Raw genomic sequence first — 15464 nt, forward strand, 5'->3', positions numbered from 1 at the left:
CCTCCTTCCATTCATCTACAGGCCTGTCATGGAACTCTTGTCACTGGTTTATCGCCAATACCGTTGGCCCTTCATCGCCATTACCCTGCTCAGCCTGCTGAGTGCTGTCAGCGGGATAGGCGTCATTGCCTTCATCAATCAATCACTTATCGAATCAGTCGGGGATCCGCTGCCGATCCTGGGTCAGCTTGTCGGCCTGGTCTTGCTGCTGCTGGTGATCACGCTCGGATCCCAACTGGCCCTGACCACCCTGGGTCACCATTTCGTCTACCGGTTGCGTGGCCGCCTGCTCAAGCAACTGCTGGATACCGACGTCGCCCGTCTGCGTCAAATAGGGCAGGGGCCGCTCCTGGCCTCCCTTTCCAGCGACATCGGTCAGATCACCATCGCCTTCGTGCGCCTGCCGGAACTGGTACAGGGTCTGGTGCTCACCCTGGGCTCCATCATCTACCTTGGCCTGCTCTCTCCCGCCTTGCTCGGTGTTACCGCCCTCTGGGTCACCGTGACCATGGTGGTGGGCTGGCTGCTGGTGAACCGGGTCTATCGCCACCTGGCGCACATGCGCCAGGCCGAAGACAGGCTCTACCAGAACTACCAGTCCATCATCGCCGGGTGCAAGGAGCTGGCGCTCAACCGCGAGCGTGCCCACTTCGTCTACCACCAGCTCTATGAGCAGAATGCCCGGGACTACCGGGAGCAGATCATCCGCGCCGATACCTACCACCTGAGCGCGGTGAACTGGTCGAACATCATGATGCTGGGTGCCATCGGCCTGGTCTTCTTCCTGGCCAACGGGTTGGGCTGGGCCAACACCAATGTGGCCGCCACCTTCGCCCTGACCCTGTTGTTCCTGCGCACTCCCTTGCTGCAAGGCATCGGAGCCCTGCCGACCCTGATCGCCGCCCAGGTGGCGTTCGACAAGATAGCTGCCCTCAATCTGGCAGAGCCGGACGAGGCGTTCCCGTTGCCGCCTGCGCCTCGCCCCTGGCAGCGCATCGAGCTGGATCAGGTGAGCTTTCACTACCAGGGGGAGGGCGGTTTCTCCGTGGGCCCCATCAATCTGGTGATCGAGCGGGGGGAGCAGATATTCCTCATCGGTGGCAATGGCTCCGGCAAGTCGACCGTGGCCATGCTGCTGACCGGGCTCTATCAACCGGTCTCTGGCCGGATCCTGCTGGATGGGGAGCCGGTCACCGATCGCAACGGCTATCTGGGGCTCTTCTCCGCCATCTTCACCGACTACCACCTGTTCCAGCATTTGCTGGGGCCCGAGCCGAAAGAGGCGCTGGTCGCCGAGTGGCTTGAGCGGTTGCAGATGGGCAGCAAGCTTGCCATCGAGGATGGCTTCATCGCCGATATCGACCTCTCCCAGGGCCAGCGCAAGCGGGTCGCCCTGCTGCTGGCCCTGGCAGAGCAGCGCGAGATCATGCTGTTCGACGAGTGGGCCGCGGATCAGGATCCCCAGTTCCGCCGCATCTTCTATCAGGTGCTGTTGCCGCGTCTCAAGGAGATGGGCAAGACGGTGATCGCCATCAGCCACGACGATCACTACTTCTCTCTGGCCGATCGCCTGCTGGAGATGCGCCAGGGCCGCCTCACCGAACTGACCGGCGAGCAGCGCGAGCAGGTGAGCCGGGATGCGGTCGCCCATCTGGATGGCAAGGTGCCGACCTGATGCTGGCACCGATGAGACTGGCAGCAAGCCAGCACAGGAATTGCTTATGTTCGAGATGAAATCCGCCAGCTTCGCGGTCAATGACCGCACGCTGCTGCACCCCACCAGCCTTCGCTTCGAGCAAGGTCGGGTCTATGGCCTCATCGGCCACAACGGGTCGGGAAAATCGACCCTGATCAAGCTGCTGGCGCGCCAGCAACCCCACAGCGGCGGGGAGATCCTGTTCGATGACCAGCCGTTGTCTGCCTGGGGCAACCGGGAGTTTGCCCGTCAGGTGGCCTATCTGCCCCAGCACCTGCCGAGTGCCGAAAACCTGCTCGGCCGCGAGCTGGTGGAGATGGGGCGCTACCCCTGGCGCGGACTGCTGGGCCGGATGGGAGCGGAAGATCACCGTCAGGTGGAGCGTGCCATCGCCCTGACCCACACCGAACGCTTTGCCGATCGGCTGGTGGATACCCTCTCCGGCGGTGAGCGGGGGCGAGTCTGGCTCGCCATGCTGCTGGCTCAGGAGAGCCGTTTCATCCTGCTGGACGAGCCGCTGGCCGCCCTGGACGTGGCCCATCAGGTGGAGGTGCTCACGCTCGTCAAGCAGCTCAGCCGCCAGCTCAACCTCGGGGTCATCATCGTCATTCACGACATCAACATGGCCTCCCGTTTCTGCGATCGGCTGGTGGCGCTGCACTCCGGCCGTCTGCTGACCCACGGCGAGCCCGAACAGATCATGACAGGGGAGACCCTGAACGCCATCTATGGCATCCCCATGGAGGTCATTCGCCATCCGGCCCATGACCACGCCATCGCCATCGTCTGACCGGGGGCCGCTCTTGAACCGTTTATTGAAGATGGCGCCCTGTTTGCTCAGTCTGCTGCTGCCCCTGGCAGGGGAGGCCGGGCAGCTTGTCACCGTCACCAGCGCCACGCCCCGCATCGCCACCGTGGACTGGACCATAGCCGAAACCCTGCTGGCGCTCGGAGTGACACCGATGGCGGTGGGGGATGTGGCCCCCTATCGCGCCTGGGTCGGTGAACCCCAGCTTCCTGCCGGGGTGATCGATATCGGGCTGCGTGCCCAACCCAACCGGGAACTGCTGGCGGAGCTCAAACCGGATCTTATTCTCATCTCGCCGCTGGCGGCCCCCCTGGCGCCGACCCTCTCCCGCATCGCGCCGGTGCACTCCATCGCTCTGTATGAACCGGGCACCGATCTGTGGCAGCGACTGCGGGAAGCGACCCTGACCATCGCCGCCCTGGTGGGCAAGACCGCGGAGGCCGAACGCCAGCTCGCCGCGCTGGAGCAGGATCTGGCACAGATGCAGGCGGCGCAGCCCGCCGATATGCCCCCCTTGCTGGTGGTGCAATTCATCGATGAGCGCCATGTGCGGGTGTTTGGCCATGGCAGCCTGTTCGAGGCTGTGATGCAGCGCCTCGGTCTTCGCAACGCCTGGCAGGGAGAGACCAATGCATGGGGATTCTCGGTCGCGAGCCTGGAGCAGTTTCTCGGGATGCCGGATGCCAGGCTGGTGGTGGTGGACCCCGTGCCCGTAGGAGTTGGTGAAAAACTTCAGGAGCCTGGATTGTGGCAGCATCTCCCGCTGGTACAGAACAATCCAGTGATCCATCTGCCTGCGACATGGAGTTTTGGTGGCATATTGGCGGCCCGCCGCTTCGCCACCCTGCTGGACGGTGCCTTGCGGGAGCAGGCTGTCCACAGAGCAACCGGGGGATCAAATCAATGAGCTCTTCTCTTTCTTCGCCCCTGCTGCGCCCGGGTCTCTGCCTGTTGGTGCTGACACTGGGGCTGGCTTGCGCCGAGCTGTCGCGTCAACTGCCGGGGGCGCTCTGGTGGCAGGCCCTGTTCTCCCCCGAGCTGGACGATGCCCGCCAGGCGGTAGTCCATTTCAGCTGGCTGCCGCGCCTTGCCATCTGCCTGCTGGCCGGTGCCGCCCTCGGGCTCACCGGTACCCTGATGCAGCAGGTGCTGCGCAATCCCCTGGCCTCGCCCACCACCCTGGGGGTGGCCTCTGGCGCCCAGCTGGCGCTGATGATGGTGACCCTGCTCGCCCCCTCCTGGCTGCTGATCGGGCGGGAGTGGATCGCCATGGCCGGGGGAAGCCTGGCCATGGGGCTGGTCTTCGCCCTGGCTTGGCGCCGTCAGCTCAATCCCGTGGTCATCGTTTTTGCAGGGCTGGTGATAAACCTCTATCTGGCCGCCATCAGCATGGGATTGCTGCTGTTCTTCCAGGAGGAGCTCAAAGGGTTGCTGGTGTGGGGGAGCGGATCTCTGGCCCAGAACAGCTGGAGCGGCGTCGGCTATCTGCTGCCACGGTTGCTGTTGGCCGCGATGCTGGCGGCGGTGCTGGTGCGCCCGCTGGCAGTGCTGGAGCTGGACGATGCCAGCGCTCGCAGCCTGGGGGTCTCTCTCAAGCACCTGAGATTCGCCGGCCTCGGCCTCGCGGTCTTCATCACCGCCTGCGTGGTGAGCGTGGTGGGGCTGATCGGTTTTATCGGGCTGGCGGCGCCCGCCATGGTGCGGCTGCTGGGGGTCAGAAAACTGGCCCAGCGGCTGCTGTGGGCGCCCATCCTCGGCGCCCTGTTGCTGGCGGCCACCGATCTGCTGCTGCAGACCCTGAGCCGGTTCTGGCCTGTGCTGATCCCGACCGGCGCCATGACGGCCCTGTTGGGGGCGCCGCTGCTGCTCTGGCTGATCCCGCGTCTTGGTATCAAGCAGAGTGCGCCTAAGGCGAACTCCTCCCTGCAGTTGGCCCGCCATCCGGCGCCAACTCGCCTTGTCGGCCTGATGGTGTTGGGGCTGGCTGCGGCGGTGATCGCCTCCCTGTTGTTTGGGCAGGGAATGGGCGGCTGGGGCTGGCCGAGCTGGCTGCGGTGGCAGGTCCAGCTGGAGTGGCGCTTGCCGCGCACGCTGGCAGCGGGTGCCGCAGGCGTGTTGCTGGCGCTGGCAGGCACCCTGTTGCAGCGAGTCAGCAACAACCCTATGGCGAGCCCCGAACTGCTGGGGGTGAGCGGTGGCACCTTCATGGGGGTGATTGCGGCGGCCCTGTTGCTGCCCGCCTTGCCGCTGCCCATGATGCTGCTGGGGGGGCTGGTGGGCGCCTTCGCCTGCCTGTTGCTGCTGGTGCTTATCAACCGGCGCAACGGCTTCCAGCCGGAGCGGATACTGCTGTCTGGCATCGCCATCACGGCGCTGTTCGAGCCGTTGCAGGCCATCGCCCTGGCCAACGGCGACCTGTGGGTGCAGCAACTGCTCTCCTGGATGTCCGGCTCCACCTATTACGTCACCCAGCCGGTGGCCCTTGCCCTGGTGGTGTTGGCGCTGCTGATGCTGGCAGCCTGCCTGCTGGTGAGCCGCTGGCTCGATCTCATGCCCATGGGGCCGGCGGTAGCGACGGCTCTGGGGATCCATCTCGGCCGTGCCCAGCTCACCATCCTGCTGCTGGTGGCCGTGCTCACCGCCAGTGCCACCATGGTGATAGGCCCGCTCTCCTTTGCCGGTCTGCTGGCGCCGCACCTGGCCAGATTGATGGGGCTGGTGAGGGCGCGCTGGCACCTGCTCGGCGCCGCAGGCTGTGGTGCTTTGCTGATGGTGTCGGCGGACTGGATCGGCCAGCAGATCCTCTTTCCCCAGGAGGTGCCCGTCGGTCTGGTCTCCACCCTGTTAGGGGGCGCTTACTTCATGTGGTGCCTGCGCCGTCTCTAGGTTGATGGATGAAAAGCGCACAAAAAAAGCCCGGGATGAACCCGGGCTTATCATTGCCTGTTCTGCGGACTTACTTGCCGATGCAGAATGTAAATAATCTATTATCTTCAATATGTTAGTGACTTTTCGGGGGCCGTTTGGGGTAAAAGTAACTAAAACAGCATATTGAGAGGCCGCTCACGGGTTTCTGCTATCGTGCAGCGTTCCCACATAGTCCATTCTCAATCGTGCAGCCTCCCCATATGAATCAATGCGAGGCCCCCACATGCAGTCAAAGCCGCCTTTTAGGTGAGTTTTGAGCGTATTTTGAACCGACTATAGCATCGCTTGGTACTTGGAAAGCCGCTTTTACTCTTCGAACCGTGCAAGCTTCCAATAGGTAGTTTGGCTAACCGTGCAATCATCCCACATACCGCCAATTTAATCCCAGCCCTTTATCAGCCTGGCTGAGCGGGCTTTTAGGCCCTCTAGAATGGTGCTGCTGATGGTATCGGGGAAGTCTGCTGGCAATTGCTGGGTAACGAGCTCAATAACATCATCAACGGAGTTGGCCAGTTCTGTCAGGATCTCTTCCATAGCAGAACGCTCAAATCCCACAGTTTTCGCCGTTTGGAAGAAATGACGCGGGAATATCTGCTCAATGGCGTACTTCTTTCCCTTGCTGCTTGCTAGGCCCATAGCGAGCTTGGCGTCCCTTCGGTTGAGGCCTCGGCCGCCAAACACTGGATAGACAGATAGGATGTCGTAAAAAGGGGTCAGGCGAAAACGCCCTTCCGGTTCAATAAAGACCGAGAAATTTTTTGCATGACCATCGGTGGCCGCCAGCAGCCAGAACAGGACCTGAGATTTCATGAACAGGTAGCGATCCTGTTCTGGTGTCGCAGAGCCCAGCAAGGTTTTCATGATGTCAGTGATCCCTGGTCCTCCATGGCTCTCGTATTTCCGTGCTGACGGAACATTCAATACCTGACAGAAATCCTCTTGGGGAAGGCGCATGATCCAACTGCGATCGGCAGCGTAACGTCTGTCGAAGCGTTCCACAGCCAGTGCTTTGACCTGGCCAACCTGCATCATGAAGCAGTGAGGTACGGGTAGACCAAACTCCTTGGCAATCAGAGTGCAGAGATATTCGTTTTCTACGCTCTGGGAGAGGTCTATCGAGTAGGAGTGGCTTTCAATCTTGCCGATAGGGAGTTTGATAATGTGGGTTGTCGGCGTTGCTTTGAGTGGCAAGTACCAACGGCCATCGATATAGAGCAGCGCAGTCTTTTCTTGCGCCCCGGCGATAGAGATCCGGAACTCCTCTTGCTCCCTGACCATCCCCAAAGGGATTCCTGATTTGTAGCTGGTCAGGATCTGCTCGAGCTCGTCATCGGAAAGTGCCTTGTAGTCGATTCGCCTGACATCTGGAACATCGTGCCCTTCGGTAACCAGCTGTAATGCCCCTACGCTATCCTGGCCAATGCAACTGAGCAGATCGAAGGGCTGGGTTGATGCCGCTTGATAGCGTGCTACAACCCTGTTTCTCACCTCCGTATTATCTGGCAGCAGGTTGTCGAAGAAGTTATAGGCTTCATCGCCCCGGTAGGCCTGATGGCGCAATGGCATGGAGAGTGAGATCGGACGACTGCCCGGTTGTGCTAGCCATGACTCATGGTACTGAAACTGATGGGCACCGCTGGTAGTTTTGGTGAATGTGCCTACCCGATAGCCGTTCATGTAGACAGCCAGATTGGCCATTACCACTCCTCCTTCCAGCCCGATGCCGGACTCTCGGATGACTCATTGCGGGGTTTGATATCCACTGACAATTCGAGTGCTGCGAGGATCTTGAACAGGGTTTCCAGCTTGGTGGACTCAGGATTGAGCTCGAAGCTGGAGACTGTGTCTTGCCTAATCCCCACTTTCTCGGCCACTTTGCCTTGAGAGAGCTTTTGAGAAAGCCTGGCATCCTTGATACAGGCGCTCAGCTGCTTGGCGCTGGTTACTTTCATGATTCGACAACCTGGTAGCGTGCCTTCTTCCAATTTACACGCTGTGGCAGGTATATCAATGTTTACCTGTTATAGGAGGTATAATATAACTCACACGCTATAGCCGGTATTAAACATTTATCCCCCATAGCGGGTAAGAGAACGGTAAGCGGAGATATGACGTCGAAGTTTCAATCAATGTGGGCAGCCAACCAGTCGAGACCTTGATCTGCAAACGTGAACAGCTGGTCGCTATAGCCTTGAGCAATGACGCTACGGATGATCTCGGGGTCAATATTCAGATAGTCGTGCACCAGCGCATTGCGAAGGCCAATAATCTTGCGCCAGCCGATTAAGGTGTCGGGGGATAGCTCACCACGCTGGGCCAGGATTTCGAATGCCTGATAGGCATCCTGTGGGGTATGACTTGCCAATGCTTTAGCCCAGTGCTTTGCCACGCCAATACACGCTTCGATAGACACTTGTAGAGTTCGCTCAGCTGCGCGGTACTCCAGATTGGAAAGTGCACGCAGCGCCAGAATAGCCCGTATCTCTGACAACTCGGCCTTATAGCGCGACAGGCTGATGCGTAAAGCTCCTATATAGGCGTTATCACTCATCTTTACTCCACTCCTCAGAATGATGTTTGCTGATATAGGCTTGGCGATGGTGATAACCAAGTTCCATCTGCGACATTATCCGCGCCTCCTCTTGCAAACGCCGCCCCTCATCACGGCTATAGAGAGGACGATTTGCATCTACTACCGCAAAAGCCAACGGAATCGGGGCCTGATTGATATCGACGACCGAAAGTTTCCCCTCTGCCAACCCCATGGCACGTTGCCACTCCAGCGCGAGCAGTTCAGGGCGCAAGCGGTTTTCCAGTGCAGTACCCAGTGGTCCATTCTGTTTGATTGGATCAAAGGCCACCGCCAGATCCCAGTCGCTGGCAGGACCTGCAGTCCCCTTGGCACGGGAGCCGTAAAGCCAAAGCACCTGCACCTGGGGGTTGCTGTTGGCTAGGGTAATCAGCTGGTGAATAACATCGCTGTCGGGTTTCATATTGGTACGGCCATTTGGTCGCTTGAGACAGAGTTCTGGTTAGTATGGTGCCACATGGTTGGGCTTTTGTACGTAACTTCCAGTAGCCTGCCGCGCTGCGCTTGGCTGCTGGCTTGTTCGGTGAGTCGAAAAAATGACTCACCTCAAAGCCCAGCTTCTGTAGATTTCCTCCTTTGGCATCCCATTCAGCAGATCAGGAATGGTGAGCAACGTCGCTTAAATACCCAAATACAACTCAAAAGCGACTTTGTGATGACGGATCACACTTAAAGTTTGTGCTGTCAGATCAAAAGGCTATCGAAAGGTTGTGTTTCGATCGTCATGTGGTGGTTCTAAAAAGGTATACCCCATTAAAACCACTCAATACCCTCTCGAAAACAATATTGAAACCACTTATATTGAACCGAAAATTCAGAACCAGTTTAAACAGACCGATGGAGGTTTCAGTGTTCATACGGGCGTATTTACGTGCATCGACAGTGGAGCAGGATGCTGAGCGGGCACGAGAGCTGCTGATTGGTTTTGCTGCAGAGCATGGCAATCAGATAGCCAGTTTCTATGTGGAGAATGAGTCTGGTGCGACGTTGGACAGGCCTGAGCTTATGCGGCTGATCCGCGATGCTGCAGATCGTGACATTGTGCTGGTAGAGCAGATTGATCGTCTGGCCCGCCTCAATCAGACGGATTGGCAAACATTGAAGCAGTTGCTGGCTCAGAAACAGCTCTCAATCGTTTCTCCGGAGCTTCCGACTTCCTGGGTAGCGTTACAGGGGGACAGCCGCTCCGAGTTCACCTGCGCCATCTTGCAGGCTGTAAATGGCATGCTGCTGGATATGCTCGCAGCCGTCGCTCGCAAGGATTATGAAGATCGCCGACGCAGGCAACAGCAGGGTATTGCCAAGGCTAGGGATGAGGGGAAATATCGCGGTCGCCAGAAAGATGAAAAGAAGCGTCAGCACATCGCACAGTTGTTGAGCACCGGACACAGCTACTCGGTGATCCAGGAAATGTTGGGCTGCTCCCGCCATCTGATTTCGTGCGTGGCAAAAGAGGTCCGTTCAGCAAAATAGCGGGTCATTTATCCGAGGCACCCATGCGACGCTTCTCGATATACAGCCACGCTGCAAAGGCGCCAAACCCTATCAGGAATGAAAACAGGAGGGTCAGGATGACGATGCTGTTCATGGTGATGGCCTCAGGTGTAGCGGATAAAGGATGCAATCAGGTGATCGTGTGACCAAACTCCATATCACCATGGACTCTGCTCAGGAAAAAATCAACAACGCGCTGAAAGTATTGAAGTTTGTTCGCTCGCGACAAACATGATTGTGTGGAATCACGCAGGATGTGGGGCCATGAAATGAGCCTTGTCATCCCCAGCCAATTCCCGTCCAGTTTCTTTCCACATAACTATCTATCTGGAAAAGTGGTGCGAATTTTCCACATAGTGGAATGCCAGTTCAGAACGAGTTATGTGGAATCCTGATCGAAGACTTCCTATCTATCTGGAAATTTCGTGCCGTTTTTCTCTTTGGAATATTGGTCATCTTGTTTGAAGGGATGATGGACCTTGGTGAGCTGGAATTGATGGGGCGGATTCCTATCTATCTGGAATCTTGGCCTGTGCATTCAGCGGGAGCCAAGCCGGCTGACTGGCTATGGGACTAACTCAAGCGATGCCCTTCAACAAGCATTCACTACGACCTAGTTATGCCATTGCCTGACGTATCCTTGGCCAGAAGGTACGCTATCAAGAGCAGCCTCCCATGTTGCTTTATGAGTCTGAAATCAACAAAACTCGGCTGATTTTATGAGAGAATCTTGAGCAATATTGTCCCCGACCGGAAGAGTGCTCATGGCCGAGATCAACAAAGCAACCCTCACTGAAGCCGACATCATCTCCAAATACCTGCTGCCTGCCATCAAGGCGGCGGGGTGGGATGACCTGACCCAGGTTCGCCAAGAGGTGAAGCTGCGGGATGGCAAGGTGGTGGTTCGCGGCCAGATGGCGGCCCGCAAAAAGGTCAAATCGGCCGATATCGTGCTCTATCACAAGATGGGCTTGCCACTGGCGGTGATCGAGGCCAAAGCCAACAAGCATGAGATTGGCAAGGGGATGCAGCAGGGGCTCGATTATGCCCGTCTGCTGGATGTGCCGTTCGTATTTGCCAGCAACGGCGATGGCTTCGTATTTCATGACAAGACCAATCCGGCCAAGCTGGAATCCGAGATTGCGCTGGAGGATTTCCCCAGCCCGGGTCAGCTTTGGGACAAACTCTGTACCTGGAAGGGTTACACCCAGGCACAGTTGCCTGTCATCAGCCAGGACTATTACTCGGATGGCAGCGGCAAATCTCCCCGCTATTACCAGCTGCAGGCCATCAACAAGACCGTAGAAGCCATCTCAAAAGGTGAGGATCGGGTATTGCTGGTGATGGCCACCGGCACCGGCAAGACCTACACTGCATTCCAGATCATCTGGCGTTTGTGGAAGGCGGGCGCCAAGAAGCGAATCCTGTTTCTGGCCGATCGCAACATTCTGGTAGATCAGACCAAGATCAATGACTTTCAGCCCTTTGGCTCGGCCATGACCAAGGTCACCGGACGTACGATCGATCCTGCCTATGAGATCCACCTTGCCCTCTATCAGGCGCTCACCGGGCCGGAAGAGTCGCAGAAAGCCTTCAAGCAGGTCTCCCCCGACTTCTTCGACCTGATCGTGGTGGATGAGTGCCATCGGGGCAGCGCCGCCGAAGACAGCGCCTGGCGCGAGATCCTCGAATACTTTTCATCGGCCACCCAGATTGGTCTCACCGCTACGCCCAAAGAGACCGAAACCGTCTCCAGCACAGATTACTTCGGTGACCCTGTTTATACCTACTCCCTCAAAGAGGGGATCGAAGATGGCTTTCTTGCCCCCTACAAGGTGGTGCGGGTTGATATCGATGTGGATTTGCAGGGGTGGCGTCCCACCAAAGGGCAGATGGACAAACAGGGCAACCTGATTGAAGACCGCATCTATAACCAGAAGGATTTCGACCGCACCCTGGTGATCGACGAGCGTACCCAGCTAGTGGCCGAGACCATCACCAACTACCTCAAGAAAACCGACCCGATGGCCAAGACCATCGTGTTCTGCAACGACATCGATCATGCCGACCGGATGCGACGGGCGCTGGTCAACCTCAACCCGGAACAGATGGCCAAGGATGAGCGCTATGTGATGAAAATCACCGGCGACGATGACCTTGGCAAAGCCCAGCTCGACAACTTCATCAACCCGAAAAAGCCCTATCCGGTCATCGCTACTACCTCCGAGCTGATGACCACCGGCGTCGATGCCAAAACCTGCAAGTTGGTGGTGCTGGACCAAAACATCCAGTCCATGACCAAGTTCAAACAGATCATCGGCCGTGGCACCCGTATCGACGACAAGTACGGCAAGCTCTGGTTCACCATTCTCGACTTCAAGAAGGCCACCGAACTGTTTGCCGATCCCCGTTTCGACGGCGAGCCGGAGCGCGTCATGGTGATCAAACCGGCAGACATCAACAATCCGGATGAAGGCTTGGGCGATATCATCGGCGATGCCGATCTGCTGCCAACCGATGAACCCGGCGACAATGACGATCTGTTTGCCACCGGGGTCGATGAAGAGCCCAACACTTACACAACCGGTAGTGATGGTGGTCAGAGTGGCGCTGGTGGCCAGGGCACAGGTCCGCTGGGTGGCCCCGAGCCCGGGGTCAGCAAGTATTATGTCAACGGCGTGGCGGTCAGCGTCATCGCCGAGCGGGTGCAGTATTACGATGCCGATGGCAAGTTGGTGACCGAATCCTTCAAGGACTACACCAAGAAGACCCTGCTCAAAGAGTTTGCCACCCTCGATGCCTTCACCAAACGTTGGCAAGGCGCGCAGCGCAAGCAAGCCATCATGGATGAATTGGCTCAGGCGGGCGTGCTGTGGGAGGTGTTGGAGCAGGAAGTGGGCAAGGAGCTCGACCCGTTCGACCTTATCTGCCACGTGGTATACGATCAGCCGCCACTGACCCGCCGCGAGCGGGCCAACAACGTCAAAAAGCGCAACTACTTCACCAAGTACAACGACACCGCCCAGCAGGTATTAACCCGCCTGCTCGACAAGTATGCCGATCAGGGGGTGACCGAGATTGAGACCAAGGATGCGCTAAAGGTCGCCCCCTTTACCGAGTTGGGGCGCCCGCTGGAGTTGGCCAAGAAGGGTTTTGGTGGCCCCAAACAGTTCGAGCAGGCCATCACCGAACTGGAGCAAGAAATTTACCGTGAGCAGCAGAGCGCCTGACGACCTGACGGCTTCTGAACTACCATGCGGCCATTCCAATGATGGCCGCTTGTTTTATCGATACTCCTGACGCATTCGCCCCTGTATTCGTCACCATTTTTGTAAAAAGCAGAGAATTCCATGTCATCCATCAGCTCAGTCATCAAATCCATTCAGGACATCATGCGCAAGGACGCCGGTATTGACGGTGATGCCCAACGCCTCGGTCAGCTCTCCTGGCTGCTGTTTTTGAAAGTGTTCGACGCCCAGGAAGAGGAGCTGGAGTTTGAGCAGGATAACTACCGCTGCCCCATCCCCGAACGCTTCCTGTGGCGCAAGTGGGCGGCCGATAGCGAAGGGCTGACCGGCGATGCCCTGCTCGATTTCGTCAACAACGATCTGTTCGACAGCCTGAAAAACCAGCCAGCCAATATCAGTCTCAACCCTCGTGGCTATGTGGTGAAAGAGGCATTCAGCGATGCCTTCAACTACATGAAGAACGGCACCCTGCTCAAGCAGGTGATCAACAAGCTCAACGAGATCGACTTTACCGACAGCAGCGAACGCCACCTGTTTGGTGACATCTACGAGCAGATCCTGCGTGACCTGCAAAGCGCCGGTAACGCGGGCGAGTTCTACACCCCCCGCGCCGTCACGCGCTTTATGGTCAACCGCATCGACCCCAAACTCGGCGAGCGGATCATGGACCCGGCCTGCGGTACCGGCGGCTTTCTCGCCTGCGCCTTTGATCATGTCAAAGAGCACTATGTCGAGACCTCAGCCGACCATCAGACCCTGCAGCAGCAGATCCTGGGGGTCGAGAAGAAGCAGCTGCCGCACCTCCTTTGCACTACCAATATGCTGCTGCACGGTATCGAGGTGCCGGTGCAGATCCGCCACGGCAACACCCTCGACAAACCGCTGTCGAGCTGGGATAGCGATATCGACGTGATCCTCACCAACCCGCCCTTTGGTGGCACCGAAGAAGATGGCATCGAGCAGAACTTCCCCGCCGACCTGCGCACCCGCGAAACCGCCGACCTGTTCCTGCAGCTCATCATCGAAGTTCTGAAAAAGGGTGGTCGCGCCGCCGTGGTGCTGCCTGATGGAACTCTGTTTGGCGAAGGGGTCAAAACCAAGATCAAGCAACTGCTCACTGCTGAGTGCAACCTGCACACCATAGTGCGGCTGCCCAACGGCGTGTTTGCCCCCTATACCGGCATCAAGACCAATATCCTCTTCTTTACCAAGGGCCAGCCCACCAAGGATGTCTGGTTCTATGAGCACCCCTATCCGGCTGGGGTGAAGAACTACAGCAAGACCAAACCGATGAAGTTCGAGGAGTTCGAAGCCGAGATCGCCTGGTGGGGCTATGAGGCGGACGGCTTTGCCGCCCGGGTAGAGACCGAGCAAGCCTGGAAGGTCAGCATCGAGACCATTATCGAGCGCAACTTTAACCTCGATATCAAAAACCCCCATGTCGGTGAGCAGATAAGCCACGATCCGGACGAGCTGCTGGCGCGCTATGCCAAAGAACAGGCTGAAATTCAGAACCTGCGTAACCAGCTAAAAGCCATTCTAGGCGACGCTTTGGGCAAAGGTGCGGCCAAGCAAGGGGGGCAGGCATAATGGCGGCTCTGAAAATAGAAAATCTGATTACCGACCATCTGGATCTCTGGACTGCGGCGGTGCGCCCCAAAAGCAGTGCCGGGCGCGGTAGCAGCAGCAAGCTGGAACTCACCGGCATCAAAAAGCTGCGCGAGCTGATCCTGGAGCTGGCCGTGCGCGGCAAATTGGTGCCGCAAGACCCCAGCGATGAACCGGCCTCCGTGCTGTTGGAACGGATTGCCGCCGAAAAGGCGCGGTTGGTGAAAGAGGGGAAAATTAAAAAGCCCAAGGCCTTGCCGGAAATTAGCGAGGAAGAGAAGCCGTTTGAATTACCGGATGGGTGGGAGTGGTCAATGCTTGCAGAGATCGCAGAGATCAATCCACGTAATGAAAGCGATGATGCTTTTGACGCATCATTTGTACCCATGTCTTTAATCAGCACCGCATATAACGGGCAGCATGAATTTGAAGCAAGGAAGTGGGGCGAGATAAAGAAAGGTTTTACCCATTTTGCTAATGGGGATATTGGCATAGCAAAAATAACACCATGTTTTGAGAATAGTAAGGCTGCAGTTTTTCGTGGTTTAATTAATGGAATAGGCGCAGGAACGACAGAGCTTCATATAGCTAGACCATATACAGATTATGTTTCAGCATTCTTTATATTATTAAATATAAAATCGCCTATATATCTCAAAAAAGGTGAGGCAGGAATGACCGGAACCGCAGGTCAAAAGCGACTTGCCAAGGACTTTTTCTCATTTTATCCATTGCCAATTCCGCCATTTGCAGAACAGCACCGCATCGTTGCCAAAGTGGATGAGCTTATGGCCCTCTGCGACCAGTTGGAGCAGTGCAGCGAATCGCAGTTGGCGGCCCATCAGACGCTGGTGGATACGCTACTCGCGACCCTGACCGATTCCAGCGATGCCGACGAGTTGGCGCAAAACTGGGCGCGGCTAAGCACTCATTTCGATACCCTCTTTACCACTGAGGCCAGCATCGACGCCTTGAAACAGACCATCCTGCAACTGGCAGTAATGGGTAAGCTGGTCGCGAATTCAACTTCGAAGTGCAATTCCCGATTAAAAATCAGGCTGCTTTCAGAAGTTCGTCAAAAACCACCTGTGG

Annotated in this window: 12 protein-coding genes; 8 read left to right on the forward strand and 4 right to left on the reverse strand. The window is 57.4% G+C overall.

Annotated features, from left to right (window positions below; all coding sequences use genetic code 11):
• Positions 1–28: 28 nt before the first annotated feature.
• Genes OKB81_RS04945 through fhuB form a run of 4 tightly spaced genes read left to right on the forward strand, consistent with a single transcriptional unit; the run spans position 29 to position 5390 of the window.
• On the forward strand, positions 29–1675 hold the full coding sequence (locus OKB81_RS04945; protein ID WP_053288929.1) for a multidrug ABC transporter permease/ATP-binding protein: 1647 nt from the start codon (positions 29–31) through the stop codon (positions 1673–1675).
• A gap of 46 nt (positions 1676–1721) precedes the next feature.
• Positions 1722–2486, forward strand: a complete 765-nt coding sequence (locus OKB81_RS04950) for an ATP-binding cassette domain-containing protein (RefSeq protein ID WP_010672275.1) — start codon at positions 1722–1724, stop codon at positions 2484–2486.
• Between the two features lie 31 nt (positions 2487–2517).
• On the forward strand, positions 2518–3411 hold the full coding sequence (locus OKB81_RS04955; RefSeq protein ID WP_053288975.1) for an ABC transporter substrate-binding protein: 894 nt from the start codon (positions 2518–2520) through the stop codon (positions 3409–3411).
• The gene (gene fhuB, locus OKB81_RS04960; RefSeq protein ID WP_053288930.1) at positions 3408–5390 is read left to right on the forward strand and encodes a Fe(3+)-hydroxamate ABC transporter permease FhuB; all 1983 of its coding nucleotides are present in this window, start codon (positions 3408–3410) and stop codon (positions 5388–5390) included. Before OKB81_RS04955 ends, fhuB begins: the two co-directional genes overlap by 4 nt.
• Before the next feature lie 420 nt (positions 5391–5810).
• On the opposite strand, the gene OKB81_RS04965 is transcribed toward fhuB, so the two are convergent.
• The 4 genes from OKB81_RS04965 to mntA all read right to left on the reverse strand — a co-directional run bounded on the left by OKB81_RS04965 (position 5811) and on the right by mntA (position 8425).
• Positions 5811–7130, reverse strand: coding sequence for a type II toxin-antitoxin system HipA family toxin (locus OKB81_RS04965; protein ID WP_017410477.1), 1320 nt, complete (start codon positions 7128–7130; stop codon positions 5811–5813).
• The gene (locus tag OKB81_RS04970) at positions 7130–7384 is read right to left on the reverse strand and encodes a helix-turn-helix domain-containing protein (RefSeq protein WP_017410478.1); all 255 of its coding nucleotides are present in this window, start codon (positions 7382–7384) and stop codon (positions 7130–7132) included. The genes OKB81_RS04965 and OKB81_RS04970 overlap by 1 nt, the downstream gene beginning before the upstream one ends.
• 170 nt (positions 7385–7554) lie before the next feature.
• Positions 7555–7983, reverse strand: a complete 429-nt coding sequence (gene hepT / locus OKB81_RS04975) for a type VII toxin-antitoxin system HepT family RNase toxin (protein ID WP_075112289.1) — start codon at positions 7981–7983, stop codon at positions 7555–7557.
• Positions 7976–8425, reverse strand: a complete 450-nt coding sequence (gene mntA, locus OKB81_RS04980) for a type VII toxin-antitoxin system MntA family adenylyltransferase antitoxin (RefSeq protein WP_103243990.1) — start codon at positions 8423–8425, stop codon at positions 7976–7978. The genes hepT and mntA overlap by 8 nt, the downstream gene beginning before the upstream one ends.
• 446 nt (positions 8426–8871) lie before the next feature.
• Between mntA and OKB81_RS04985 the strand changes: the two genes are divergently transcribed.
• The 4 genes from OKB81_RS04985 to OKB81_RS05000 form a co-directional block, all read left to right on the forward strand.
• The gene (locus OKB81_RS04985) at positions 8872–9495 is read left to right on the forward strand and encodes a recombinase family protein (protein ID WP_158198436.1); all 624 of its coding nucleotides are present in this window, start codon (positions 8872–8874) and stop codon (positions 9493–9495) included.
• Positions 9496–10280: 785 nt separating this feature from the next.
• Positions 10281–12746 (forward strand): EcoAI/FtnUII family type I restriction enzme subunit R, encoded by a 2466-nt coding sequence (gene hsdR, locus OKB81_RS04990; protein ID WP_270805138.1) that lies wholly within the window; start codon positions 10281–10283, stop codon positions 12744–12746.
• 120 nt (positions 12747–12866) lie between these two features.
• Positions 12867–14354 (forward strand): N-6 DNA methylase, encoded by a 1488-nt coding sequence (locus tag OKB81_RS04995; protein WP_270805139.1) that lies wholly within the window; start codon positions 12867–12869, stop codon positions 14352–14354.
• Positions 14354–15464 (forward strand): restriction endonuclease subunit S (locus tag OKB81_RS05000; RefSeq protein WP_270805140.1); only part of this gene is annotated, 1111 nt, incomplete at its 3' end. The genes OKB81_RS04995 and OKB81_RS05000, both read left to right, overlap by 1 nt.

The organism is Aeromonas sp. QDB56, assembly GCF_027705505.1.
GTDB lineage: Bacteria > Pseudomonadota > Gammaproteobacteria > Enterobacterales > Aeromonadaceae > Aeromonas > Aeromonas caviae.